Source organism: Acinetobacter sp. 226, from assembly GCF_048147925.1.
In the GTDB taxonomy this organism is placed as follows: Bacteria; Pseudomonadota; Gammaproteobacteria; order Pseudomonadales; family Moraxellaceae; genus Acinetobacter; species Acinetobacter pecorum.
This window is the reverse complement of record NZ_JAYWYX010000024.1, coordinates 35,390-57,836: the sequence shown is the minus strand read 5'-3', so window position 1 is coordinate 57,836 and position 22,447 is coordinate 35,390. Positions and strand designations below refer to the sequence as shown.

26 protein-coding genes, 2 tRNA genes, 1 pseudogene and 1 other annotated feature are annotated in these 22,447 nt (G+C 42.8%); of the genes and pseudogenes, 12 read left to right on the top strand and 17 right to left on the bottom strand.

All coding sequences use genetic code 11. The annotated features are described in order from the left end of the window. From VXP95_RS12060 to VXP95_RS12050, 3 genes and pseudogenes are all read right to left on the bottom strand, one after another. On the bottom strand, window positions 1–308 hold a 308-nt coding region (locus VXP95_RS12060), incomplete at its 3' end, for a transposase (protein ID WP_416712109.1). Window positions 309–362: 54 nt separating this feature from the next. Further along, window positions 363–760: pseudogene (locus tag VXP95_RS12055) on the bottom strand (transposase); the annotation flags it as partial. Beyond that, window positions 369–485, bottom strand: a sequence feature (AL1L pseudoknot). (Overlaps the previous pseudogene by 117 nt.) A gap of 12 nt (window positions 761–772) precedes the next feature. After that, window positions 773–910: a hypothetical protein gene (locus tag VXP95_RS12050; RefSeq protein WP_416712108.1), complete on the bottom strand. Its 138-nt coding sequence runs from the start codon at window positions 908–910 to the stop codon at window positions 773–775. A 26-nt stretch (window positions 911–936) separates the two neighbouring features. Between VXP95_RS12050 and VXP95_RS12045 the strand changes: the two genes are divergently transcribed. Continuing rightward, window positions 937–1,413 carry a hypothetical protein gene (locus VXP95_RS12045; protein ID WP_416712107.1) on the top strand — a complete coding sequence of 159 codons (477 nt, stop codon included), beginning with the start codon at window positions 937–939 and terminating at the stop codon, window positions 1,411–1,413. Between the two features lie 186 nt (window positions 1,414–1,599). Here VXP95_RS12045 and VXP95_RS12040 read toward each other — a convergent pair whose 3' ends face one another. The 5 genes from VXP95_RS12040 to VXP95_RS12020 all read right to left on the bottom strand — a co-directional run bounded on the left by VXP95_RS12040 (window position 1,600) and on the right by VXP95_RS12020 (window position 4,655). Beyond that, window positions 1,600–2,346, bottom strand: a complete 747-nt coding sequence (locus tag VXP95_RS12040; protein ID WP_416712106.1) for an ATP-binding protein — start codon at window positions 2,344–2,346, stop codon at window positions 1,600–1,602. 10 nt (window positions 2,347–2,356) lie between these two features. Then, complete coding sequence (locus VXP95_RS12035; RefSeq protein WP_416712105.1) at window positions 2,357–2,935, bottom strand: DUF1376 domain-containing protein; 579 nt, start codon at window positions 2,933–2,935, stop codon at window positions 2,357–2,359. A gap of 68 nt (window positions 2,936–3,003) precedes the next feature. Beyond that, a complete protein-coding gene (locus tag VXP95_RS12030) occupies window positions 3,004–3,252 on the bottom strand; it encodes a hypothetical protein (protein ID WP_004895356.1) in 249 nt (82 codons plus the stop codon). Beyond that, window positions 3,242–4,426, bottom strand: coding sequence for an Arm DNA-binding domain-containing protein (locus VXP95_RS12025; protein WP_416712104.1), 1,185 nt, complete (start codon window positions 4,424–4,426; stop codon window positions 3,242–3,244). Before VXP95_RS12025 ends, VXP95_RS12030 begins: the two co-directional genes overlap by 11 nt. 19 nt (window positions 4,427–4,445) lie before the next feature. Then, window positions 4,446–4,655, bottom strand: a complete 210-nt coding sequence (locus VXP95_RS12020; RefSeq protein WP_000122748.1) for a hypothetical protein — start codon at window positions 4,653–4,655, stop codon at window positions 4,446–4,448. Window positions 4,656–4,770: 115 nt separating this feature from the next. Here VXP95_RS12020 and VXP95_RS12015 point away from each other — a divergent pair, with 115 nt between their 5' ends. After that, a complete protein-coding gene (locus tag VXP95_RS12015; protein ID WP_237812687.1) occupies window positions 4,771–4,998 on the top strand; it encodes a helix-turn-helix domain-containing protein in 228 nt (75 codons plus the stop codon). A gap of 337 nt (window positions 4,999–5,335) precedes the next feature. Here VXP95_RS12015 and VXP95_RS12010 read toward each other — a convergent pair. Both VXP95_RS12010 and VXP95_RS12005 read right to left on the bottom strand, forming a co-directional pair. Then, a tRNA-Gly gene (locus VXP95_RS12010) sits at window positions 5,336–5,411 on the bottom strand. 48 nt (window positions 5,412–5,459) lie between these two features. Continuing rightward, window positions 5,460–5,532: transfer RNA gene (locus VXP95_RS12005), tRNA-Gly, on the bottom strand. Between the two features lie 233 nt (window positions 5,533–5,765). Here VXP95_RS12005 and VXP95_RS12000 point away from each other — a divergent pair. From VXP95_RS12000 to VXP95_RS11980, 5 genes are all read left to right on the top strand, one after another. After that, the gene (locus VXP95_RS12000) at window positions 5,766–6,074 is read left to right on the top strand and encodes a BolA family protein (protein ID WP_416680978.1); all 309 of its coding nucleotides are present in this window, start codon (window positions 5,766–5,768) and stop codon (window positions 6,072–6,074) included. A gap of 9 nt (window positions 6,075–6,083) precedes the next feature. Then, on the top strand, window positions 6,084–6,476 hold the full coding sequence (locus VXP95_RS11995) for a SirB2 family protein (protein ID WP_064096928.1): 393 nt from the start codon (window positions 6,084–6,086) through the stop codon (window positions 6,474–6,476). A gap of 96 nt (window positions 6,477–6,572) precedes the next feature. Next, window positions 6,573–7,409, top strand: a complete 837-nt coding sequence (locus VXP95_RS11990) for a ParA family protein (protein WP_416712103.1) — start codon at window positions 6,573–6,575, stop codon at window positions 7,407–7,409. 13 nt (window positions 7,410–7,422) lie between these two features. Then, on the top strand, window positions 7,423–7,815 hold the full coding sequence (locus VXP95_RS11985; RefSeq protein ID WP_064101705.1) for a hypothetical protein: 393 nt from the start codon (window positions 7,423–7,425) through the stop codon (window positions 7,813–7,815). Window positions 7,816–8,012: 197 nt separating this feature from the next. Then, window positions 8,013–8,606: a hypothetical protein gene (locus VXP95_RS11980; RefSeq protein WP_064096931.1), complete on the top strand. Its 594-nt coding sequence runs from the start codon at window positions 8,013–8,015 to the stop codon at window positions 8,604–8,606. 21 nt (window positions 8,607–8,627) lie between these two features. Here VXP95_RS11980 and VXP95_RS11975 read toward each other — a convergent pair whose 3' ends face one another. Further along, window positions 8,628–9,266, bottom strand: a complete 639-nt coding sequence (locus VXP95_RS11975; RefSeq protein ID WP_064101706.1) for a DedA family protein — start codon at window positions 9,264–9,266, stop codon at window positions 8,628–8,630. A gap of 271 nt (window positions 9,267–9,537) precedes the next feature. Between VXP95_RS11975 and VXP95_RS11970 the strand changes: the two genes are divergently transcribed. Further along, entirely contained in the window at window positions 9,538–9,900 is a 363-nt protein-coding gene (locus VXP95_RS11970; protein WP_416712102.1) for a NirD/YgiW/YdeI family stress tolerance protein, read from the top strand. A 193-nt stretch (window positions 9,901–10,093) separates the two neighbouring features. Then, the gene (guaA, locus tag VXP95_RS11965; protein ID WP_064096934.1) at window positions 10,094–11,662 is read left to right on the top strand and encodes a glutamine-hydrolyzing GMP synthase; all 1,569 of its coding nucleotides are present in this window, start codon (window positions 10,094–10,096) and stop codon (window positions 11,660–11,662) included. 141 nt (window positions 11,663–11,803) lie between these two features. Here guaA and VXP95_RS11960 read toward each other — a convergent pair whose 3' ends face one another. Continuing rightward, window positions 11,804–13,021, bottom strand: a complete 1,218-nt coding sequence (locus VXP95_RS11960; RefSeq protein WP_416712101.1) for a GGDEF domain-containing protein — start codon at window positions 13,019–13,021, stop codon at window positions 11,804–11,806. Window positions 13,022–13,214: 193 nt separating this feature from the next. Beyond that, the gene (locus tag VXP95_RS11955; RefSeq protein WP_064096935.1) at window positions 13,215–14,537 is read right to left on the bottom strand and encodes a GGDEF domain-containing protein; all 1,323 of its coding nucleotides are present in this window, start codon (window positions 14,535–14,537) and stop codon (window positions 13,215–13,217) included. 502 nt (window positions 14,538–15,039) lie between these two features. On the opposite strand from VXP95_RS11955, the gene VXP95_RS11950 reads away from it, so the two are divergent. Continuing rightward, entirely contained in the window at window positions 15,040–15,987 is a 948-nt protein-coding gene (locus VXP95_RS11950) for a pirin family protein (RefSeq protein WP_416712100.1), read from the top strand. A 159-nt stretch (window positions 15,988–16,146) separates the two neighbouring features. Further along, window positions 16,147–16,797: a glutathione S-transferase family protein gene (locus tag VXP95_RS11945; protein WP_416680973.1), complete on the top strand. Its 651-nt coding sequence runs from the start codon at window positions 16,147–16,149 to the stop codon at window positions 16,795–16,797. A gap of 47 nt (window positions 16,798–16,844) precedes the next feature. On the opposite strand, the gene phoR is transcribed toward VXP95_RS11945, so the two are convergent. The 3 genes from phoR to VXP95_RS11930 all read right to left on the bottom strand — a co-directional run bounded on the left by phoR (window position 16,845) and on the right by VXP95_RS11930 (window position 19,868). Next, the gene (phoR, locus tag VXP95_RS11940) at window positions 16,845–18,203 is read right to left on the bottom strand and encodes a phosphate regulon sensor histidine kinase PhoR (RefSeq protein WP_064096937.1); all 1,359 of its coding nucleotides are present in this window, start codon (window positions 18,201–18,203) and stop codon (window positions 16,845–16,847) included. Window positions 18,204–18,229: 26 nt separating this feature from the next. Next, window positions 18,230–18,940, bottom strand: a complete 711-nt coding sequence (phoB, locus tag VXP95_RS11935; RefSeq protein ID WP_064096938.1) for a phosphate regulon transcriptional regulator PhoB — start codon at window positions 18,938–18,940, stop codon at window positions 18,230–18,232. Between the two features lie 250 nt (window positions 18,941–19,190). After that, window positions 19,191–19,868 carry a TetR/AcrR family transcriptional regulator gene (locus tag VXP95_RS11930; RefSeq protein ID WP_064096939.1) on the bottom strand — a complete coding sequence of 226 codons (678 nt, stop codon included), beginning with the start codon at window positions 19,866–19,868 and terminating at the stop codon, window positions 19,191–19,193. 224 nt (window positions 19,869–20,092) lie between these two features. Here VXP95_RS11930 and VXP95_RS11925 point away from each other — a divergent pair, with 224 nt between their 5' ends. Further along, window positions 20,093–20,941: an SDR family NAD(P)-dependent oxidoreductase gene (locus VXP95_RS11925; RefSeq protein WP_416712099.1), complete on the top strand. Its 849-nt coding sequence runs from the start codon at window positions 20,093–20,095 to the stop codon at window positions 20,939–20,941. 118 nt (window positions 20,942–21,059) lie between these two features. On the opposite strand, the gene VXP95_RS11920 is transcribed toward VXP95_RS11925, so the two are convergent. After that, on the bottom strand, window positions 21,060–22,424 hold the full coding sequence (locus VXP95_RS11920; protein WP_416712098.1) for an MATE family efflux transporter: 1,365 nt from the start codon (window positions 22,422–22,424) through the stop codon (window positions 21,060–21,062). Window positions 22,425–22,447 lie beyond the last annotated feature (23 nt).

The window sequence follows — 22,447 nt, the reverse complement described above, 5'->3', positions numbered from 1 at the left end:
ATATGCTTTTGTCTTCTACAAAGCGTGGTGTAATCTGGAGCTATCCAATTTAATCCGCAAAGTTTAATCAGACTTTGCACAAAGCCAGTGACCATACGTAAAGACAGACGGAATAAGGATTTAATCATTAAGCAGCATTGGATGGCTGCGTCGGAGTAGGTTTGATTTCGCCCTTGTTTACCGATGGACAGAGCATACCATTGCGTAGCAGGATCAAACCAAATGGCAATATTTCCGCGACTCATGAGTGCTCGGTTATATGCGGGCCAATTGGTTGTGCGGTAGATTTTGTGTGCAGGCTTCTTCATTTGAAAATTATATCGCTGAAAAACCCTTTACAGATAGGTTTGTGCAACAAAGCCGGTCGATGGTGCAATCGGTAAAATTCTACAAATCGCCTCGACTCCGTACAGCTCTTTATTATTATGGATAAAATCCACCATTATTTGTGTGGGCAGTCGAGCTCCGCCTGGGCGAAAAAAGCGGCTGCTTTACGTAGAATCTCATTGGCGCGTTGTAGCTCTTTATTTTCACGTTCGAGTTGTTTGATACGTTCTTGGTCTGAAAGCTGCTGTACTTTAACTGGATTTTGTTGATCCAAATATTTTTGATGTCAAACACGCAGTGTTTCAGGGGTACAACCTATCTTGGGAGCAATAGCAGTGATTGCAGCCCAATTCGATGGATAATCTTTTTCGGATTCAATAACAAGTTGAACTGCTCTTTCTTTGATTTCAGGGGTATAGTTTGATTTTTTCATCGGAACATTCTCTCAAGAAAGTTGATCTCCGACAAACCCGGTACGGTTCATTTCAACAGAATGAAAATAATATTCATAAAGTTGATATTGATCTAGAAACAACACATGTCCTTCAATGGAATGCTTTTGCAGATACCATGGCAAAGACATGCCCTAAATGTCAAAGACCTATGAAGTTGCAGTGGGCACGTAATTTAGTTCATGTTAACCCACAAGATTTCTATTGGGGATGTACAGGTTGGTATTTTAATAATAAACAGGTTCGTTTATGTGAATATCGTGAAAATTTATCTCAGCAAGACTTAGCTTTAATGACAGATACATCCGCACCTGAATTTAGTCTTTCAGCTCAAGACTTTAATATTATTCTTCAGGATCAGAGTACTTCAGAAAGTATTATAGAGCGTATGGATGATTTACAATCTGATCTAAGAAATAAAAAGCAAGGTATTAACATTGTTTGTTGTCCAATTCATGCCGAACCGATGACTTTGCAAAAGAAAAAGAATGGTATTGGGTTACTGGATCAATATTATCTAAGATGTCCACATTGGGCACCTAATGACCAAGGTTGCCCTTATACAGAGAAGCTAAAATCAGGTTCACAATTGGCAGCTTTATTAAAGCATCAGACAGGTACAGGTATACTCTAACAATTCATGGAAATTTATCTAAGAGTTAATTTTCTGAGGTGTCCATGTAAAATAAGAACGGGTGTTCAGCTTCAAATAAGAATATCTGTCCATTTAATAAGAATATGCAATTAATGCAATTTTGAAAAATCTAATTATAAAAGCCAATTATTTCAGCGAGATAATTGGCTTAAGTAAAGAGTCGTATTATTTGGTTATCCGCTGATCATCCCAATAACACGGTACTACAATCAAATTGTTTTCATGTAATCGTGACCATAATCGGATACCTAAATCTCGCTGCATATTTTGGACTGTGAAATTGGAAATCAGAAGGGTAGATTTCATGTTGTCATAACGACTATACAAAACCTTATGTACCATCTCCAGGCGTTTTTCATGCCGGTCATGCAGGCCATATTCATCAATCACTAATAAATCAAAGCTGGAGAAATGGTCGATGACTTCCTTTTCAGAGCGTGAAGCATCTGACCAAGTGTCCATCATTTTTTGAGCAATTTCTGCACTGGTATAGTAGCGTGCAGATTTTGTACTGTTATGCAGAATGTTACGAATAATTGATGCACTCAGATGGGTTTTACCTGTACCTGGTGTACCAATCATCAACATGTTCGGGTTGTGGTCAGAAATAATCTGCTGTGCAAAGGCCTGACATAGTTTGATGGTATTGTTTTGTGCAGGGCATGCAACTACATAATTCTTGAAGCCCCGATCCAGGTAGCGTTTATTGAGCCCTGAATTTTTAATTTTCTGTTTTAGCAATCGCTGTTGCAGTTCATTCTCATAGGCTGCATGTGAGTGTTGGACGGTTTCTTTGGCACACAATTTACAGAGCCTGTGACCGGCGATTTCCATCAGGGGTATATGATGGGTAGGGCAAAGTGTTTCCGTTGTTTCTGCGCGAAACTGGAGCGTTTTAAGCATGGTATTCATGATTATTCTCCTAAATCCATTTGGAATTTTCTAAAAAATCCTCATTTTTTTCTTCAAAATTTGAAGATGAAGATGAAGATGAAGATGAAGATGAAGATGAAGATGAAGATGAAGATGAAGATGAAGATGAAGATGAAGGGCATGGTTCAAGCATGGCTTGAGTAATACTCGAGCTCTTCTCAGGAGCTGCTTGAGCATTTACTTTTCGTTGCTTGGTTGATGCTTGAGCATTACTAGCAGATTTCCCCCAACGTGCTTGAGCTGCATTTTTAGCTTTATCAGATTTCATTTGCTGATTTTGTAATGCCTGGCTTTTTAAACTGCTTAAGAAATTTGAATGAATCTGCTCAGACTCGACTTCAAACAATTCCAGGGCTATCAGCGTATTTAACAAAGTTTTAGCCTTGGTGTGCTGCGGTAATTTCGTAATGCTACATAAAGTAGCTAGGTCATGAGGAATGGCACCATTTTTCCAGAAATCCATCATTAACAGCAGTGCCGCACCAATTTGTTCTGCTGTCATTCGTGCAAATTTTGCCTGTAGGTCGCCAATATAGAGTGGCATCCAAATTGAAATATCTTTATGCATGTGTTCACCTTTTTATAGGTATAGAGGGGCTAAGGTCATCGATTTGATGACCTTTTATGTTTGTTTTATTAGTGAGCTAGGCTCATTAAGCGGAGACGGGCCTGTTGAGCCAAGTCATCGTAATGAGCTTGTCCTTCATCCAGCATTCGCTGTAGCCAGAGTCTTAATGCTTGGTGATCATCGAAGCATTTATTGATTTCCAGCAAAAAGGCCAGATTGTGCAGTTTGGGAATATGTAACTCGTGAATGAGTTCACGCGCGACCATATCTGCTTCTGGACTAACGACTACGCCGCCAAAGAAAGCTTTACTGTTCATGGGCAAGCTCCTCTGTATTAAGTCTCTCCAGCATGGCTTCAAAAGCGCTACCATCGCGACGTGTAACATTCGGAATGTAGCGGCTATAGACCCTAAACAGCATTTCAGTGGTTGAATGTCCCAGCTGGCGTGCGATCCATTCCGGATTCTCGCCTGCCGACAACCATAGTGTTGCTGCGGTATGACGTGTTTGATAAGCACGACGGGGCTTTAGCCCTAAAAAGCGTAGCAGGGGATGCCAGACACGCTTGTTTACCAGACGATAATCGAGAGGTCCACCATCACGATTGCAGAATACAAACTCTGATTTACCATTATTTAAGCTTTTCTGTTGCAGAAAGGCCTGATAAACCCGATCACTCATTTGGATGGTACGGTCAGAACCATAAGTTTTGGTTCCACCCAAAACACCATTCACTAACGCTTCTCTGATATGGATTTCACGACGTTGTAAGTCGATATTTTCCCATTGCAGGCCATCGATCTCACTGGTGCGCATACCTGTAAAAAAGCGAACAGTGTAATAAGGCTTAAAATCATCACGAACAGTGGTAAGAATTTTATGTACCTCTTCCAGAGAAAAGGGAGTGACTTCAATCTTACTTTCTTTCAGATTGTTAATATTTTTATAAGGCGACTCAAACTCGTATCGTTCAGCCGCATCATTGAGTATCATACGTAAAGGCGTCATGATTTGATTGATTCTCGATGCTTTCAGACTTGTCTGATCTTTTCCGTGTGTCACTTTGGCGAGAGAGGCACGGAAGTTCAGCAAGTCTGACTTCTTGATTTTCGAGAGAACCTGATTACCAAAAGCAGGAATCAAGTAATTTTTGATAATAATTGAAACCTTGTGTTGATAGGATGTTCTCCACTCAATCTGTTTCTGTTTAAACCACAGTGCAGTAAACTCTTTAAAAAGAGGTACTTTGGTTTGTACAGCAATTTGCTGACTTCTTTTTTCCTTAAACTCCTCAACACGGTTACTTTTTGGAAAGTACTTTTCGTATTCAAAAGTTCCCAAAGTAATTTCAGCTTCAAGCTGCTCGAGACGTTTTTTCAAAATGCGTCGGTTATAAGCATTGTCTTCAAGATTGGTTGTTTCTCTGCAACGGATGCCCATGTAGCGAAAGTCTGCAATCAGTTTGCCACTTCGTTCCCGGATGGTAGCCATGAGTTAAACCTCCTAAGCCTTATTGCAAGGCATCCATGCTTAAACCAGTGAATTTAAGCATTTCAGTTTCAATGCGTTCCCAAACAAAAAGAATTTTGCGACCACCGAAAGGACGGATGTAGTGAACACCTTCGATAAAGACACTGTCCTTTAGCTGGTTGCGAATAGTACGAGCGTCGTACTGGATTTTTTCAGCCAGTTGCTGGGCTGTGAGATAGGTATATGACATAATTGTATTCCTAGCGTAATTCATCGGATGCAATGAATTTTTCATCCTTAGATCTAAAATAACCTCAAATTTAATTAAATGCAATTAAATTTTCATTGTATTAGAGGAAAAATTAATGGTTATTTGTAAACTACCAATATTGTTGGCTGAAAGAAAAATGCGTGTAGCTGACTTAATTCGTGGCACAGGCATTAACAAGACAACTTTGCATAAGCTTTATAATGGCGAATTGACTCGAATTGATTTAGAGACTATCGATCGTATTTGCGATTATTTGGATGTGCAGGTAGGAGATTTATTTGTTTTTGAAAAAGACAATAAAGAACAATATGTTAATGAATAGTTTGGTCACAAATGGTCACACCAAAAAGTGAAATGGTCACAAATTATTGAACGATTGGTAAAAAACACTGTACTTTGAAAAGAGTTTGGTGTTTTTTTTACAGCCAAAAAAGCTCTGAGGGGGGCTAAAAAGTAGTGATGAAATGAGAGCATTTGAGATCAATTAAGACCATTTTTATTGTCGTGGGCACGCCATGGTCACATCTTGGTCACAAAATACAAATTACATTAAGAATATTTTTTATTGAATTGAATTACAAAGGAAGGCGGAATTTTAAAAAATATAATAAAATCAACAAGAAAAAAGCCCTACTCTTTCGACCAGGGCCTTTTAAATTTGGAGCGGGAAACGAGACTCGAACTCGCGACCCCAACCTTGGCAAGGTTATGCTCTACCAACTGAGCTATTCCCGCGGAGTCTATAAAGTTTTTTAAATGAAAAAACTAAATGAAAAAATTTTGAGCGGGAAAGGAGACTCGAACTCCCGACCCCAACCTTGGCAAGGTTATGCTCTACCAACTGAGCTATTCCCGCATGCCGTGTATAATACAGCATGCAAAAATCAGGTCAACACCTTTGTTAAAAATCTTGCATCAATTGAATAAAATAAACTCAAAATCCTTTAGATTAGACATTAAATAGCCAATATTCATCTGGTAGTTTATAAAACTTAGCTACATTCAACGGATTGCACCCATATAGACTGCCAAAATACTTCGCAGAACAAGGTATACTGAAACCATATTTTTCAAAATTGGAGTCCGGCCATGAGCTTGGAACAACAACTGAAAGACCGTTTGGCACAATTATCCCCAACCCATCTGGAAGTAGTCAATGAGTCCTCGGGCCATGGCGGTTATTTCCCGGGAAAAGAATCGCATTTTAAAACCGTCATTGTCAGTCAGGCTTTTGCCGGTTTGCGCCCCGTCCAGCGTCATCAGAAAGTTTATGCTGCTGCGGGTGATCTGCTGTCGAAAGACAAGATTCATGCGCTGGCGATTCATGCATTTTTACCTGAAGAATGGACAGGACAGGATACGAGCAGTCCTGCTTGTGCCCATGCACCAAAAAACTAAGAGGAAATGATGGAAACCCAACTTTTAGTCAAGATTATCCATATGTCGGTAGCAGGACTGGCAATTGTCGCCATTCTTGCCCGTGCCTTGACCTTGTTTGTCGGCACACAGGGAAATATGCCTAATCCGGTAGCACGCACCGTGTTAGTGGCTTTGCAGCATTTCGCCATCACGGTGATTGTACTGACCGGTATCGTGTCGCTTTTCCTTAAAGATTTTGATGTGCAGCCCTGGTTCTATGCCAAAGTTATTTTATTTTTGGTACTGGTGTCCTCGCTAGGCAAAGCCTATAAAAAAGATGATTCGATTTTGCTGGTACAGCGTCGGGCTGGCTTATTTATTGCTGTGGTTTCATTGGTGTCTATTCTGGCTCTGGTGATGATCAAGCCGAATTTTGGCTAAAAACAGACTGGCTATGACGATCAGCATAGCCATTACATCTGAATAATTAAAAAGTACAAATGTAGTAAAAGTAATTAAAAATTGACAGGAGGGGACATGCGTACACGTGTGGTATTTAATCAAAAAGGTGGGGTAGGCAAGTCGAGTATTACCGTCAATCTGGCAGCGATCAGCGCACATCAGGGCTTAAGAACCTTGTTGATCGACCTGGATCCGCAGGCTAACTCCAGCCAGTATGTGCTAGGCGATGATGCGACGTATTCCAGTGACAAGCCTGCACTCGAACCGAATATCGAAAACTATTTTGAAGATGTACTCGGCAATCAGCAAAGTAAGGGGCTGCTCGGCAATGCCATTGGCTCGATTTTAAAAAGTCGTAGCAAAGGTCTGGAAAGCTATGTGCATCAATCCTCTTTTAAGCATCTGGATGTTATTCCGGCCAGCCCGACACTTGGGACATTGGCTCATGCCCTGGAATCCAAGCACAAGATTTACAAGTTAAGAGATGCCTTGCAACAACTGTCGGGACATTATGACCGGGTGTTTATTGATACACCGCCTGCATTCAATTTCTTTACCCTCTCCGCACTCATTGCAGCAGATCGCGTGCTGATTCCTTTCGACTGTGACGTATTTTCTAAACGCGCCCTGCAGACCCTGATTGAAAATGTGATTGAAACCCAAGATGACCATAATGAAAATTTGGAAATTGAAGGCATTGTCGTCAACCAGTTTCAGGCACAGGCCAAATTACCGCGTGAAGTGGTACAGCAGCTCAAAGATGAAGGCTTACCGGTGCTTGACAGTATGTTGCCACCGTCGATCTTGATGAAAGAATCTCATCATAAAAATCTGCCTTTGATTCATTTGGCTACTGATCATAAATTGACTCAGGCCTATCAATCGTTGTTCAATGAGATAGAACAGAATTAAGATCGAGTTAGCTATGAAACTTGTGAAAATCGGCCTGAGTATTGCTGCACTTGCATTACTCAGTGCTTGTGCAACGACGGTAAAACCGACTTATGTGTCGCCAACCCTGTATCAGACTTTGGGTTGCTCGCAACTACAGGGTGAATATAACCGTATTCAGCAGTATATTGATAATGGTGTCGAACCACCGAAACGTACTGGCATGGGTGTAGGTGTGGGTCTTGGCGGTGGTTGGGGCAGTCACGGTGGTTGGGGTATTGGTCCGAGTATCTCAGTCAATATGGGACAGTCATCTGATACCAAAAGAACCGAACTGGCACGACTTTTAGGCGAGCAGGAAGCGATTGTCCAGGCTGCACGTTATAAGAACTGCCCGATGATCGTGCGGCAGGCGATACCTAAATAAATCATTCTATATTAAAAGGATGAATGCTGACTTCGGGTCGGCATTTTTTATTGCTTTCACCAAGAATAGAGCGGTTTAAATTAAGATAAAACTCACGTGAAATTGACCGGCCTGTATAGAAGTCTGAAATTTTTAAGCTTGTCATGATATTCGCATATTGATTAAGCTAGAACATAGGCCCGGAATAGTTCATCGCGATGATTGAAAATTGGTTATTTGTTTTAGGACTTATTGCTGTGCTGATGGTTCCAGGGCCGGCCAATGCCCTGGTGGCCAGTTCCGCTTATCAGCAGGGACGGCCCAAAACCAGTCTTTATCTTCCTGCCATTCTGATGGGCTATTTTTATGCCATTAATGTCTGGGCTTTGTTGATTCATCTGGCTTCACCGATCTGGCCAAATTTTAAAGGTGTGGTCTATGTACTGAGTACCATCTGTGTGGGCTGGATGACCTTGCATTTATATAAGGCCCAACAGTTAGAGCGCTATAATAAGAACCATCCTCAGATTCGTCCTTGGCAAATGTTTAGGGCCACCTTAAAAAATCCTAAAGCAGCCCTGTTGGCCTCAGGAATTTTACCCATGGAAACCTGGCAAAGTCCGACCAACTTCGTGCTGGTTTTTGCTGCCTTTAGCTTGAGTACCATTCCTGTAGGGGTTTTCTGGATGATTTTTGGTCAGGCAATTTTGAGCAGTCATTCTGAAAAAATAAAAGCCGGCCTCATTTATAAAGGCGCGGCTCTGTTTGTCCTGCTTTGTCTGATCCCACTCCTGATCAAGCTGTGGGATTAAATGCGCAGGCTATAAAAAATATTAAGCTGTTGTGCTTTTTTTAAGCTTTTGTTGAATAAAGCCAATCACACCTGGCAATACACTTAAAATAATGATGCCGAAAATCAGATAGGTAAAATTGTCTTTAACAATCGGCATATTGCCAAACATATAACCCAAGATTACAAATGAGCTAATCCAGGCAAATGCCCCGACCACATTATAGGTCAGGAAATATTTGTAATTCATGCTGCCAGCACCGGCTACAAAGGGTGCAAAGGTACGGGCAAAAGGAATAAAACGCGCAAAAATAATGGTTTTACCCCCATGTCTGGCAAAGAATTGCTGAGTCGCCAATAAATGTTTTTGATTGATAAAGCGTGATTCAATCTCGAACACCCGAGGTCCAATATATTTACCAATGTGATAATTCAGGGTATCACCCAGCACTGCCGCAACAAATAGGAGCGGAATCAGCACCCAGGGATCCATCGCACCTGTAGACGCTGCCAAAGCACCTGCTGCAAATAACAAGCTGTCACCAGGCAGGAACGGCATGACCACCAAACCTGTTTCCACAAAGATAATCAGGAAAAGAATGGCATAAATCCAGATCCCGTAATTGGTGATAAATTCAAGCAAGTGATCATCAACATGCAAGATAAAATCAATCAGTTCCATGAGCCCAGTACAAGCAAAAGTGTGCTCAAATCCTAACAGCGATCACCTCTAAAGTCAGTAATAAAAGTCGACTATTTTGCGGCTTATTTTTCTGCTTTCAGGCTAATCCTGTCATTTTAAAAATGGATGTATCAGCGTATTTACAGATTTTTATTGGAGCTTTCTGAGCAGACTACACAAGGTCATCATGGTGTTACATAACTTCTGCAGCGTCTGCTCCAGATTTCTGTTTAGATCATGGAATCATCATAAAAATAGCAGGTCAAAACATATGAAAAAATATATTCTTGTGATACTAGTTCTGGCAGCTGTCAGTCCGGCACTTTGGGCTAAATCCGATCAGGCTGTTCTGGCAGAAGCCAAAAAGAATGTAGTCAGTATTGCTCAGGCACACAAAATGAAAGATGAAACCGGCGTGACCTTAACAGGCCAGATCGTCAAACAGCGTGCAGGGCAAAGTGATGAATTTGAATTAAAAGATAAAACCGGCAGCATCATGATTGATGTGGATGATGACCACTGGAAAAGATTAAAACTCAAAGCAGGCGACCGGGTGAAAGTCTGGGGCGAGGTCGATACGCACCGCAATAAACCCACCGATATTGAAGTGATTCAGATTGAACACCTGAAATAAACCATTCATTTGGCTGGTTCACAGGAAAGCAGCGGAAGTCTGCTCTCCTGTGAACCAGCCAAAAATGAAGCCACTAATTTCTATAATTTCTTAACTGTTTAATATTTAAACGCTTTGGAATAGTGTGCTTAAATGCAAGAAAAATGCTAGAATACGGCGCTTATCTTTCGTTTGCCTTTCATAGTTGTTCGTCATGACTACCAATACTCAAATTACTGAAGATCGTATCCTGATTCTGGATTTCGGTTCTCAATATAGTCAGCTCATCGCACGTCGTGTTCGTGAAGCTGGTGTATATTCTGAAATGTATGCCTATGATATGTCTGAAGAAGACATTCGTGCATTTAATCCAAACGGGATCATCTTGTCTGGTGGACCTGAGAGTGTTCACCTTGAAGGCAGCCCACGTGCGCCGCAAGTGGTATTCGAACTGGGTGTGCCGGTATTGGGTATTTGTTATGGCCTGCAAACCATGTGCGAACAGCTTGGCGGTAAAGTTGAGCCGGGTCATGTACACGAATTTGGCTATGCAGAAGTAGATATTGTCGTACGTGACAAGCTGATCGGTAATTTACAGGACCGTGAAAACCAGTTGCATGTCTGGATGAGCCATGGTGACAAGGTTGCCCGTATTCCAGAAGGCTTCCAGATCACTGCACAAACTCCAAGCTGTCCAATTGCGATGGTTTCTGACGAAACTCGCGGTTTCTATGGCATTCAGTTCCATCCTGAAGTAACACATACTTCTAAAGGCGCAGAATTACTGTCGAACTTCGTTCATCAAATTTGTGGTTGTCGCGGTCTGTGGACGCCAGAACACATTATTGATCTACGTGTAGAACAGCTTCGCCAACAGATTGGTGATGAAAAAGTATTACTTGGTCTTTCTGGCGGTGTGGATTCATCTGTAGTGGCAGCACTGTTGCATAAAGCAATTGGTGATCAGCTGACTTGTGTGTTTGTAGATAATGGTCTGCTTCGTTTGAACGAAGGCGATCAAGTGATGCAAATGTTTGCAGATAACATGGGTATCCGCGTGATTCGTGCTGATGCAGAGGAACGTTTCCTGACTGCACTGGCTGGCGAAGTTGATCCAGAGAAAAAACGTAAGATTATTGGCCGTGAATTTATTGCAGTCTTCGCTGAAGAAGCCCGTAAATTAGATGGCGTAAAATTCCTGGCTCAAGGTACGATTTATCCGGACGTGATTGAATCTGCCGCAAGCAAGCAGGGCAAGGCGCATGTGATTAAATCGCATCACAATGTGGGTGGGTTGCCGGCAGACCTGGCGTTTGAACTGGTTGAACCGTTACGTGACCTGTTTAAAGATGAAGTACGTAAATTGGGTACGACTTTAGGTTTGCCACACAGCATGATCTATCGTCATCCATTCCCGGGCCCAGGTCTTGGTGTGCGTATCCTGGGTGAAGTGAAAAAAGAATATGCAGACATTTTACGTCTTGCGGATGACATTTTCATGCAGGAATTGCGTGCCAGCGGTTGGTATGATAAAACGGCTCAAGCCTTTGCAGTATTCCAGCCAGTGAAATCGGTGGGTGTAGTCGGTGATGGCCGTCGTTATGCATGGGTGATTGCACTGCGTGCGGTAGAAACCGTGGACTTTATGACGGCTCGTTTCGCGCATCTTCCTTATGATTTAGTCGATAAAATCTCGACCCGTATCATGAACGAAATTGCTGAAGTTTCTCGTGTTGTGTATGACGTATCGTCTAAACCACCTGCAACGATTGAATGGGAGTAATTTAGGGGTTTCGGACAGCACTGCTGTCCGTCTAAATTACGCCAAGCGCTATGCTCGCGGCAGTTTAGGAATCTAAACTTTCCAAATTAAAGAAGAGTGCTTAGGCGCTCTTTTTTATACTTTTTTAAATAGATAAGAGACTTAAGTCGGCTTAACCTGCCAGTTTTGCAGCTCTCCATCTAAACTCTGATCTGGATCATAAGCCTCAACCCGATTCCGACCATTGGCTTTAGCCTGATATAAGGCGATATCAGCCTGTTTAATCAGGGTCAGTAAATCGGTTTCACAGCTTTCCAGAATGGCAGCACCAATAGAAATACTAAAACTGAAACGATGTTGACTGTCTAGGTCGATCACGATATTTTCAATTTTATGCCTTAAACGTTCAGCAATTTTTAAAGCATCATCGAGAGAAGTTTCAGGTAAAAAAGCAATAAATTCCTCGCCTCCATAGCGCGCCAGAATATCATGCTGCCGCATTTCACTATGGGTGCTTAGTGCTATCGTTTGTAAGACCTGATCTCCAATATCATGCCCATAACGGTCATTAATCTGCTTGAAATGATCAACATCAAATACCAGTAAGCTCATGGGTGCAGGTCGCGCAAGATTCTGCTGTACCAGCTGTTGGGCCAGATATTCAAAACATCGACGGTTGTTCAGGCCAGTGAGTGAGTCAGTATGTGCCATATTTTCAAAGGCCTGACGATTATATTCATTCAGGGTATATTGCAGGAATACAATGCGTGATTTTAAGGTCGAGTTCCAGCTGATATAAAGACTGAAGGTTAATACCGGCAGATAAATCAAGGAAAATAAAAATATCTGATACGGGTCAGCATGGGTATTGAAATATACACCAAGATAAATAACCAGAGTAATCAGGCCTGAAGTAATCAAAGACGGCCAGAAACGGATCTGTACACACAAATTGGCCAACACAATAAAGACCAGGGATGCATATTGATAAATAAGGACAGAGGCACTTTCGGACTGATTCAGGTTAAAGAACCAGATGGCACTTGCACCAATAACTGAAGTGGGCAAGAGCAGATCAAAGACAGGCAGATTGCGGTAAGAATGATACATCCAGATCGTCACCATGACGATCAGAAGGGTATAGCTGATTTTGGTCAAAATGAGCAAAGTAAGGATATCGTTGAGTACCACAATATCGGCAAGGGTATAGGATGCATAGGCCAGCTGTGCAAATAAATTAACCTGTAATAGGTATTTTAAAGTAAGTTGTTTTTGATGAGCATAATAAGCTGGTTTTAAGGGTGCAGGAATACGAACAAGCGGCTCTTGAAGAGCCTCCTGAATCAAGCTACGAGATTCTTTTTCATAATCATGAGGCATGCAGCCTTCCCAACTTAAAATTTATAAAAATGAATAAGATGAAATTTATATATAGTTGTATAAAAAATATTCTATTCTTTTGTTAAATTTTTTAAAAGTGAAGAAACAAATTTATTTGATCAGGTGAAAATATCTGATTAATACTTCTCAGGATGAGCTTGGCTTGTTATAACAAACCAATCTGGGTTCAACTTTAATTTGTGGCTGATTGAACTGGCTGAGTGCTCGATTTAAATACATTCCAGGGATTGTCTGTTGCAGGCTTGGCCTGATCCAGTATGTCAGGATGATAGACTTCAATCCGGTTGCGTCCAGTTTTTTTGGCCTGATATAAAGCAATATCCGCTTGTTTGATCAGGTCTTCCAGAGTTTGGGTATGTGATTCCAGTTCTGCTATCCCGATCGAAATAGTAAATCGGATGGCATGATTAGGTTTGACATAAATGTACTGCTTTTGAATAGCACAACGAATTCGCTCTGCAATCACCAGGCTGTCTTGTAGCTGAGTATCCTCCAGAAGGGCGATAAATTCTTCCCCGCCAAAACGTGCCAGTACATCGCTATGTCGCATTTCTTTACGGGTCACTTCAGCAATGAGTTGCAATACCCGATCACCAACATCATGTCCATAGCTATCATTAATATTCTTAAAATGATCAACATCAAACATCAGCAGGCAGCTACTGGCATGTCTAGGCCATTGATGAATTGAACGTTCAGCCATATCGACAAAATGGCGACGGTTATATAGCTGGGTCAAATCATCGGTATGTGCGAGATTTTTTAAGGTTTGATAGTTCCATTCGTCAAGTAGGGAACGCAGAAACGAACGCCGAACATTTAGAATATTATTCCAGTTAATATAGATACTAAAAAACCAGAGAGGACTAAAAACTACTGCAAAAATAAAAGCTTGAGATGTACTCATTAACTGGTTGGCCCCCAGCATGATAAACAGGGCAATCAAGATGGAACAATAGACCGCGACTTTAAACTGGGTCTGTATACAGAGATTGGCGACAAGAATAAAAATCGCAGAGGCATAAATATAGGTGGCCACATGAGGACTACTTGAAAGTACCAGTAAGCCAATCCAGGCCGCTGCGGCCACAGTCGTACCTATAGGCACGATTCTATCCAGAACCTGAATGTTTTTATATTTTTTAAACAGGTAATAACAGCAAAACAGTGCGCCCAGAACCAGAACCACACGTATCAGCCCGGACATAAAAAACATGTCCGGAATAATCAGGATATCAGCAAAAAAATACAGAAGAAATGCTATTTGTGCCAGATAGTTAATTTGACGCAAATTTTGATGACTATGGGTATAGACGTAATCATAAAAATATTGCTGAAACGGAGCAGGAATACGGGCATGCGGATCTGTCAGCGCCTGTTCAATCAGCTGACGGTTTTTCAGATCACATTCAGATAGTTTTAGTGATTTATCAGTCGTCGAATTTTGAAAAGATATATTCGTCGTTGAATATATATTCTCATTCTTAGCAGACATGTCCTGGTCCAGTATTATTTTTATAGGTGCCTATTATGCCGTGATTGAATAAAAAATAACCTCCTAAAAATTGGGTATCCGGAAGGATTTTGCATTTAAAACGTAACAAAATTTGTGTTTTCAATTATGGAAGTAGTTGAAATACATGAAAAATCATCTTATTTTCCAAAATTTTAAAATACTATTCATTCGTTTCACGTGAAACATGGCTGCTCAATACTTCTTTGTATACACCCCATATCATCTCCTTAAGCCAGGTAGCTGCATCAAAAATTTTTAAGCTAACTCAAGTATTTGTATTTACAATACAAATCGTATCAGCTGTTCAGATTTTAAATAGGGTAGCCATTAGAATACTTAATACGTATCTAAATATTTCTAGAGATAGATTTTGAATCTAGACCCTGTACATTGTCCTGAGCAAGGGGCATTTTGGATCAGTCTAATGTGAATGTCTCACCCACTCCGGAACTAGAATGAAAATGCCGAGGTAAACTCAGCCATGTCGACCAATAGTGATATTGAACTGTCCAATTCTGATGATTGTGAAAAGTATGTAAACCGGTTTATTCAGGAATCTCCTTTACGCCGCGCAGAAATCGGGCAGGGTACCGTGATTAAACGTGCCTTGCCAAGCAGACACAAGCGCATGATAGGTGCCTGGTGTTTTCTCGATCACGCCGGTCCTGCCATTTTCCCGCAAGGAGATGGCCTAGATATCGGACCACATCCGCATATCGGGCTGCAGACTTTTACCTGGATGATCGAAGGCAGCATGATGCACAATGACAGTCTGGGAAATCAGCAATTGATTCGTCCCAAGCAGGTCAATCTGATGACCTCGGGCTATGGTATCTCACATACTGAAGTCTCTCCGGAAAGTGAGACCCATATGCATGCAGCACAGTTGTGGATTGCCTTGCCGGATGACAAGATCAATATGGCACCGGGGTTTGACCATTATCCTGAATTACCGGTGGTCAATGAGCAGGGTATCGAGTTTACCGTGCTGGTTGGAGAGTATTTAAATACCAGATCACCGGTTAAAGTGCATAGTGAATTGCTGGGCGTGGATCTGTATGCAGATGAAAGTAGCAGTATGCGTTTGCCACTGAATCCGAAATTTGAATATGGCTTTATGGTACTTGAAGGTACGGCCAGTATAAATGGACATGAACTGACAGAGGATAATATGCTGATCCTGGAGCCGGGGTTGCAACAGGTCAATGCTGAAATTCATGCCAGAAGCCGGGTGTTATTGATTGGAGGAGAGCCATTTGAAAGCCCGATTTTATTATGGTGGAATCTGGTCGGGCGTACGGTAGAGGACCTTAAAATTGCACGGGAACAATGGATAGAAGGGCATGAACGTTTTGGTTCTATTCCAGCCTATGATGGGCTACGTTTAGAAGCTCCTGCATTTCCAGAGCGGATGCGTGCTTCACGATAAATGCTAAAATGATGGGAATATAAAGCGCTGGCTGAATTGAACTCAAAGAGTGAATCTGCAACATGGGATACATATCATTACAGTCATCAAAAAATGAGCTGGAGTCGGCTGCTTTTTGCTATGCTCAATGAGCAAGAACAATAAAATCATGAGTCTAATATGCGTGTTTTACATCATCTCGAACAATCACGGTCATTTCGTATCCTGTGGGCCATGGAAGAGTTAGGACTGGATTACGAGGTTAAATACTATAAGCGTCAGCCCAATCTTTCTGCGCCACCGGCCTTAAAACAGATCCATCCATTGGGCAAAGCTCCGATTCTGGTCGATCAGGGTCAGGTACTGGCGGAATCTGCAGCGATCCTGGAATATTTACAGGAAACCTATGACGAACAGCAGCAGTTTCGTCCCGAAGATCCTGCCGACAAGGCCCAGTACCGTTACTGGATGCATTATGCGGAAGGTTCGTTAATGCCGCTGCTGGTGATGCAACTGGTGATGACCACTGTACCAAAACATACCCCGTTGCTGATTCGGCCTGTAGCCAAGAAAATCTGTGATGGAGTGAAGAAACAGTTTGTACAGAGCCGCTTAAAAGATCATATCCAGTTTCTGGAAAGCTATTTGAGCGAGCATGATTATTTTGCCGGACATTTCAGTTTTGCCGATATTCAGATGAGTTTTCCGTTGGAAGCGATGCAGAGCCGGACAGGCCAAAGTTATCCGGCCATTCAGGCCTATCTGAAACGGGTCTCGCAACGTGCAGCCTATGCGCGTGCACTGAGCAGGGAAAAACAGATCAGCTCTTAAATGCTTAAAAGAAAAGGTGCCGATGGCACCTTTTTGATTTTGTGAGATTAGTCCGGGAAGCTGAGACGTTCTTTGGGGAAAACCACCTTAAACGTGGAACCTTGGTTTTCTTTGGACTCGATTTCCAGATGTGCCTGATGCTGCATCAATACATGTTTGACGATGGCAAGTCCCAAACCGGTACCACCAGTACGGCGACTGCGGTCTGAATCGATTCGGTAAAAACGCTCGGTCAGACGTGGCAGATGCTTGGGATCAATGCCGATACCGTTATCTTGCACCACAAAATAGGCCGATTCACCATCATCATGCCAGCCGATAGTGATGGTGCCGCCTTTAGGCGTATATTTGATGGCATTGGTGATCAGATTGCTAAAAGCGCTGGCCAGTTCCATGTCTGAACCGATCAGATCGCAATGGCTGTCAATGTCCAGATTCAGGGTATGACCATAATCCATATTATAGGCCTGGGCATCATCGAACAGCTGGTTCATCAGACTCGGCATTTCAATGATCTGATTTTTGGCAATATTCTTGTCATTTTCCAGACGCGATAGTAACAGCAGGTCATTGACCAGTGCATTCATGCGTCGGGTCTGCGACTGCATCTGATCAAAGGCACGTTTCCAGCGTGGATTGATGTCTTCCTGATCGGTAAAGGTTTCAATATAGCCACTGAGTACGGTCAACGGGGTTCGCAGCTCGTGCGAAATATTATCGACGAAATCTTTACGCATCTGTTCCAGATTATGCATCCGGGTTACATCATAAGCGACCAGTACTCGGCTTTCTCCGCCAAAACGTGTCATTTTGACCTGTACATAGTGGTCTTCAAACAGTGAAGAGCGCATTTTCAGGCCGTCCGGAGATTCATCAATATGATGATAGTATTCAATAAAATTCGGTTGGCGCAGCAAGGTCAGGATATTACGGCCACGGTCATCACTCGAGATTCCGAGCAGACGTTCCGCAGCAGGATTCCACCATTCAATCTGCTGGTTTTCATCAATTAAAACGACAGCTTCTTGCAAGGCTACCAGAGAAGACTGTGCACGATCGATCAGTTCAACCATTTCTGCCTGAACAATCCGTTCCTGACGCTGGGCGCGGTAAACATTGAAAAGCAGTGCACCCCAAATTCCGCCAATATTGGGCGGAACATCATAGGGGCGGTTGGAAATCCATTCATTGACCAGGTATAAAGAACGCATCTGGGTCGCAAAGAACGCCACGAAGGCGATTACGATACAAATCCAGAAATACCCAATCCCAAAACCGATAAAGCTGGCGATAATCAGAAAAAAAGCCAGCAGGCGTAAATCCTGTTTGGCAAAATCCCATAAACTGCTGTAACGGATTCTTTTATGCTCGCGTGCCAGTTCGGGGACAGGGTAGGGTTCATACATAAAACAAGATTTACCTTAAATGATATTTAACCTAAAGCGACATCGGAACGGGTCGAGAAACGATAACCTGTACCACGTACGGTCTGTACATAACGGTCCACGCCATAGGGTTCCAGCACCTTGCGCAGGCGACGGATATGCACATCAATGGTCCGGTCTTCAATATAGACGTTACCGCCCCACACCTGATCCAGCAATTGCGCACGGGTATAGGCACGTTCCGGATGGGTCATGAAGAATGCCAGCAAACGGTATTCGGTGGGTCCCATTTCCAGAATATTATTGCCAAAATTCACCCGCTGGCTGACCGGATCCAGAATCAGGCCATTGGCATCAATGGTTTTTTCACCGCTCAGGGCATTGGCACGGCGCAGTACCGCCTTAATCCGGGAAACCAGTTCCCGGGTCGAGAACGGTTTGGTCATGTAGTCATCGGCACCGGCATCCAGACCTTGTACCTTGTGGTCTTCTTCACCGCGTGCTGTCAGCATGATCACCGGGATTTCAGACAGGCTTTCATCACGTTTCAGACGACGACATAAGTCCACACCGCTGACACCACCTGGCATCATCCAGTCCAGCAAAATCAGTGCCGGACGTTGATCCACAATCATCTGATGCGCCTGCTTGGCATCTTCTGCCTGCAAGCACTGAAAACCGGCCATATCCAGAGAGGTATGGATCATTTCCCGAATCGGGAGCTCGTCATCGACGATTAATATGTAGTCATCTTTCACAACGCAATACCCTATTTCATGTAAACGGTGAGCCGTTTTATATTTATGACAGGCTTATTACAAAGACTAATTATGACAGTATCATTGCAGAAAGGGAAAAACTGCTGAAATTCACAAAGATTTGTGACAAATATAGCGCATAAAATTGTTAAAAAATCATAAATTAATTTTACCTGTTTCCAAGATAAAGCATAAATTCACAACTACACTGGAAAGCTCATAATACCTTTTTAACAAAAGGATTTAACAGCTATTTTTTCTCGGAAAATGACTCTAATAGTGCTAAAAAAACCACACTGCAAGATGATAAAACTTCTTCAAGCGAATGCTTAAAACCGCTCATCACCCAACGAATGGCAATTTGGGTGACATAACCATTTAAACCGGTCGAAACCAGGGAAATTTCCTGCTCGCTACGATTTAACTGCGGCATCATTAACATGACAAAAGCATGAATCATACGGTCAAAACGCGACATGGTTTCATGAATGGTGGCCTGATTATGCAGTTCCTGTACCAGCATGGCATCAATATAAATGATCCTGGCCATACGTGGATTGTCACGCAAGGTGGTGAGTAGGGCTGTCAAACCGGCTTCGATCATTTTTTTCGGATCACTCGATGCCTGCATCATGGCCTGCATCACATTCTGTTGCAGTTCATCAATCAGTTTCAAAAAAATGGTCTGAAACAGATCTTCGCTTTTCTTGAAAGATTCATAAAAATAACGTTCAGTCAGTTTGGCTTCATTGCAGATATCTTTGACCGTGACTGAAAAAAAGCCGTAACTGCCATAGGCTTCAATTCCAGCTTCGATCAACTTTTCACGACGTGCCTGCTGCCGCTCCGCCATCGACAGGCCTTTAAACTGACGTTGTCTGGTTTTGGCGGCTCGTGGTTTCACTGCTGAGTCGATTGAATCGGTCATAAGGCCTGAGTGCTCATCTGTATAAAGATTTTGAATATCTTAGCAATAAATCACGCTTAGACCTACATGAGAAATTCTGTCCCGAAAGTTGGCCTCTAAGGATATGGGATAATTATTGACAATCTGTATTGTCAAAACTATATTGAGGATCTGTGCTAGCTCCTGAAACAACAGAACAAGATCCTGCTGTCATGGAATGGCAGTAGTTTACATAAGGAAATTAAATGAAAAATTTTAACAATAAAGTTGCCGCGATTACCGGGGCCGGTTCAGGTATTGGCCAGCAACTGGCGGTACTACTGGCCCAGCAGGGTTGTCATCTGGCACTGAGTGATATCAATGAACAGGGTCTGGCGCAAACGCTCGAATTGCTCAAAGAGAGTGATGTCCGTGTCACCATTCAGAAAGTAAACGTGGCTGACCTGGACCAGGTGCGTAACTGGGCGGCGCAGGTTGAACAGGATCATGGTAGTGTCAATATGATCTTTAACAATGCCGGTGTTGCACTGGGTTCAACAGTGGAAGGGGCATCTTATGAAGAACTGGAATGGATCGTCGGAATCAATTTCTGGGGTGTGGTGTATGGCACCAAAGAATTTCTGCCACTGATCAAGAAAACTGGCGATGGCTATATTATCAATATTTCCAGCCTGTTTGGTTTAACGGCTCAACCGACCCAGTCTGCTTATAATGCGACCAAGTTTGCAGTACGTGGCTTTACTGAATCCCTGCGTCAGGAACTGGACATGGAAAATTGCGGAGTCAGTGCGCTCTGTGTGCATCCGGGCGGGATCCGTACCAATATTGCCAATGCAGCAAAAATGAATAACAGCCTGCTGACTTTAGGTATGAATCCGGAAAAATCGGCCCGTAATTTTAATAAATTATTGCGTTGTCCACCTGCAGAAGCTGCTCGTCAAATTCTGGAGGCGGTACAAAAAGACAAGCGCCGTCTACTCATCGGCAATGATGCCAAAGCGATAGACCTGATTCAGCGAATCTTGCCGACCGGTTATCAGCATATCACTGCATTGGCGACCCAATTTGGTAAAAGAAAGAAAAAGTCTGCTTAAGAAATTATAAAACAGACCCGCGAAAGCGGGTTTTCTTTTATGGCGATAATCCTAATTTGACTCTTTAGCAGGTCAGTATTTGAGGTGGTGTATGGCTTTTGAGTTATAAAATTTTTATCTATATCAAGGTCTCAATGGTCTTTTTCTTCCAGACAAACTGATAATACAGTCCCTGCAAAATACACATGCTGACAAAGGCCAATGCATAGGCATACCAGATACCTTCCAGGCCCCACCACCGGCTAAACAGATAAGCGGCGGGAACTTCAATACATAGAATGGCGAAAATATTAATCAGCATTGGCATGGTCACCGTACCACTTGAACGCATGATCGAAGCAAAAATGGCACTGGCGCCAAAAAACAGAATTGCCCACAAAACAATGAACAGCAGTTTTTGACCGAGTACCACCACCTGGGGATCGGTAATAAACAGCGCCATCAGATATTTGGAAAACAGGTAAGCCAGAATCACCAGACCACCGGTGAACAGGATATTCATAATGAGTGCAGTACGGGTAACTTTATTCAGCAAATCCGATTTGCCTGCACCAATGGCTTGAGCAGCAAATACAGATGCAGCTATCGCAATCGATAAGGCGGGGAACTGAATATAATTTAAGACCTGATTGACTGCGCCATAAGCGGCTGTTGCTTCTGCACCATAACGGTTAACCAGTCCGACAATTACCAGTCCGGCCAGGGATGTGGTGACCATCTGTACCCCGGTCGGAACCCCCAGCCTGAGGATCATTTTACTCAACTGTGGCTGATGACGAATATTTTTTAATAAAGCCCAGTCGAGCTTGAGCGGATGCTGCTTGCGCTTCAGATACAAAATCAAAAATACCAGAACTGCGAGATTTCCCAGAATGGTAGCAAGTGCCGGTGAAATAATGCCCATTTTAGGAAAGCCAAAATAACCACCAATCAGGACCGGTGTCACCACCAGACCCACCCCAATGGTGATAACGGAAGCAAATAGGGGTGTGGTACTGTCTCCGACACCACGCAGAATAGAGGTATAAACAATATAGATAAAAATTAAGGGGCTACCCACCAGCATCCACTGCACATAAGGCAGGGACAAATGCATCACATCAGGATCTGTGCCGAGTGCCAAGAGAATATTTTCAGCAAAAATCACCCCAAAAAGTGCAATCAAACTGCCGCCAATCAAGGTCATAAATAAAGTTGAACCAACCACACAGCGGACTTTTTCTATATTTTTCCCGCCCCAGGCCTGGCCAATCAGTACGGTAGAACCGGCGGATAAGCCAATCACAAAAGCCATCAGGCAAAACAGGATTGGAAAAAATACTGCAACAGCAGCAATGGCGTTAACGCCTAGCATTTGTCCCACAAATATTGTATTGACCGTGCCAGAAAGACTTTGCAGGATATTCGTCACAATCAATGGCACCAGAAAAACCAGAAAGGCTTTCCATAAATTCTCTTGGTGAATCAATGCTTGCTGTGCCATGCGACATCCTGTGATTGGATTAT

What these genes read in the sequence shown, in the direction of transcription:
- VXP95_RS12050 (WP_416712108.1), bottom strand. Translation starts at nt 910, where the DNA reads ATGTCTTTGCCATGGTATCTGCAAAAGCATTCCATTGAAGGACATGTG.
- VXP95_RS12040 (WP_416712106.1), bottom strand. Translation starts at nt 2,346, where the DNA reads ATGAATACCATGCTTAAAACGCTCCAGTTTCGCGCAGAAACAACGGAA.
- VXP95_RS12035 (WP_416712105.1), bottom strand. Translation starts at nt 2,935, where the DNA reads ATGCATAAAGATATTTCAATTTGGATGCCACTCTATATTGGCGACCTA.
- VXP95_RS12030 (WP_004895356.1), bottom strand. Translation starts at nt 3,252, where the DNA reads ATGAACAGTAAAGCTTTCTTTGGCGGCGTAGTCGTTAGTCCAGAAGCA.
- VXP95_RS12025 (WP_416712104.1), bottom strand. Translation starts at nt 4,426, where the DNA reads ATGGCTACCATCCGGGAACGAAGTGGCAAACTGATTGCAGACTTTCGC.
- VXP95_RS12020 (WP_000122748.1), bottom strand. Translation starts at nt 4,655, where the DNA reads ATGTCATATACCTATCTCACAGCCCAGCAACTGGCTGAAAAAATCCAG.
- VXP95_RS12015 (WP_237812687.1), top strand. Translation starts at nt 4,771, where the DNA reads ATGGTTATTTGTAAACTACCAATATTGTTGGCTGAAAGAAAAATGCGT.
- VXP95_RS12000 (WP_416680978.1), top strand. Translation starts at nt 5,766, where the DNA reads ATGAGCTTGGAACAACAACTGAAAGACCGTTTGGCACAATTATCCCCA.
- VXP95_RS11995 (WP_064096928.1), top strand. Translation starts at nt 6,084, where the DNA reads ATGGAAACCCAACTTTTAGTCAAGATTATCCATATGTCGGTAGCAGGA.
- VXP95_RS11990 (WP_416712103.1), top strand. Translation starts at nt 6,573, where the DNA reads ATGCGTACACGTGTGGTATTTAATCAAAAAGGTGGGGTAGGCAAGTCG.
- VXP95_RS11985 (WP_064101705.1), top strand. Translation starts at nt 7,423, where the DNA reads ATGAAACTTGTGAAAATCGGCCTGAGTATTGCTGCACTTGCATTACTC.
- VXP95_RS11980 (WP_064096931.1), top strand. Translation starts at nt 8,013, where the DNA reads ATGATTGAAAATTGGTTATTTGTTTTAGGACTTATTGCTGTGCTGATG.
- VXP95_RS11975 (WP_064101706.1), bottom strand. Translation starts at nt 9,266, where the DNA reads ATGGAACTGATTGATTTTATCTTGCATGTTGATGATCACTTGCTTGAA.
- VXP95_RS11970 (WP_416712102.1), top strand. Translation starts at nt 9,538, where the DNA reads ATGAAAAAATATATTCTTGTGATACTAGTTCTGGCAGCTGTCAGTCCG.
- guaA (WP_064096934.1), top strand. Translation starts at nt 10,094, where the DNA reads ATGACTACCAATACTCAAATTACTGAAGATCGTATCCTGATTCTGGAT.
- VXP95_RS11960 (WP_416712101.1), bottom strand. Translation starts at nt 13,021, where the DNA reads ATGCCTCATGATTATGAAAAAGAATCTCGTAGCTTGATTCAGGAGGCT.
- VXP95_RS11955 (WP_064096935.1), bottom strand. Translation starts at nt 14,537, where the DNA reads ATGTCTGCTAAGAATGAGAATATATATTCAACGACGAATATATCTTTT.
- VXP95_RS11950 (WP_416712100.1), top strand. Translation starts at nt 15,040, where the DNA reads ATGTCGACCAATAGTGATATTGAACTGTCCAATTCTGATGATTGTGAA.
- VXP95_RS11945 (WP_416680973.1), top strand. Translation starts at nt 16,147, where the DNA reads ATGCGTGTTTTACATCATCTCGAACAATCACGGTCATTTCGTATCCTG.
- phoR (WP_064096937.1), bottom strand. Translation starts at nt 18,203, where the DNA reads ATGTATGAACCCTACCCTGTCCCCGAACTGGCACGCGAGCATAAAAGA.
- VXP95_RS11930 (WP_064096939.1), bottom strand. Translation starts at nt 19,868, where the DNA reads ATGACCGATTCAATCGACTCAGCAGTGAAACCACGAGCCGCCAAAACC.
- VXP95_RS11925 (WP_416712099.1), top strand. Translation starts at nt 20,093, where the DNA reads ATGAAAAATTTTAACAATAAAGTTGCCGCGATTACCGGGGCCGGTTCA.
- VXP95_RS11920 (WP_416712098.1), bottom strand. Translation starts at nt 22,424, where the DNA reads ATGGCACAGCAAGCATTGATTCACCAAGAGAATTTATGGAAAGCCTTT.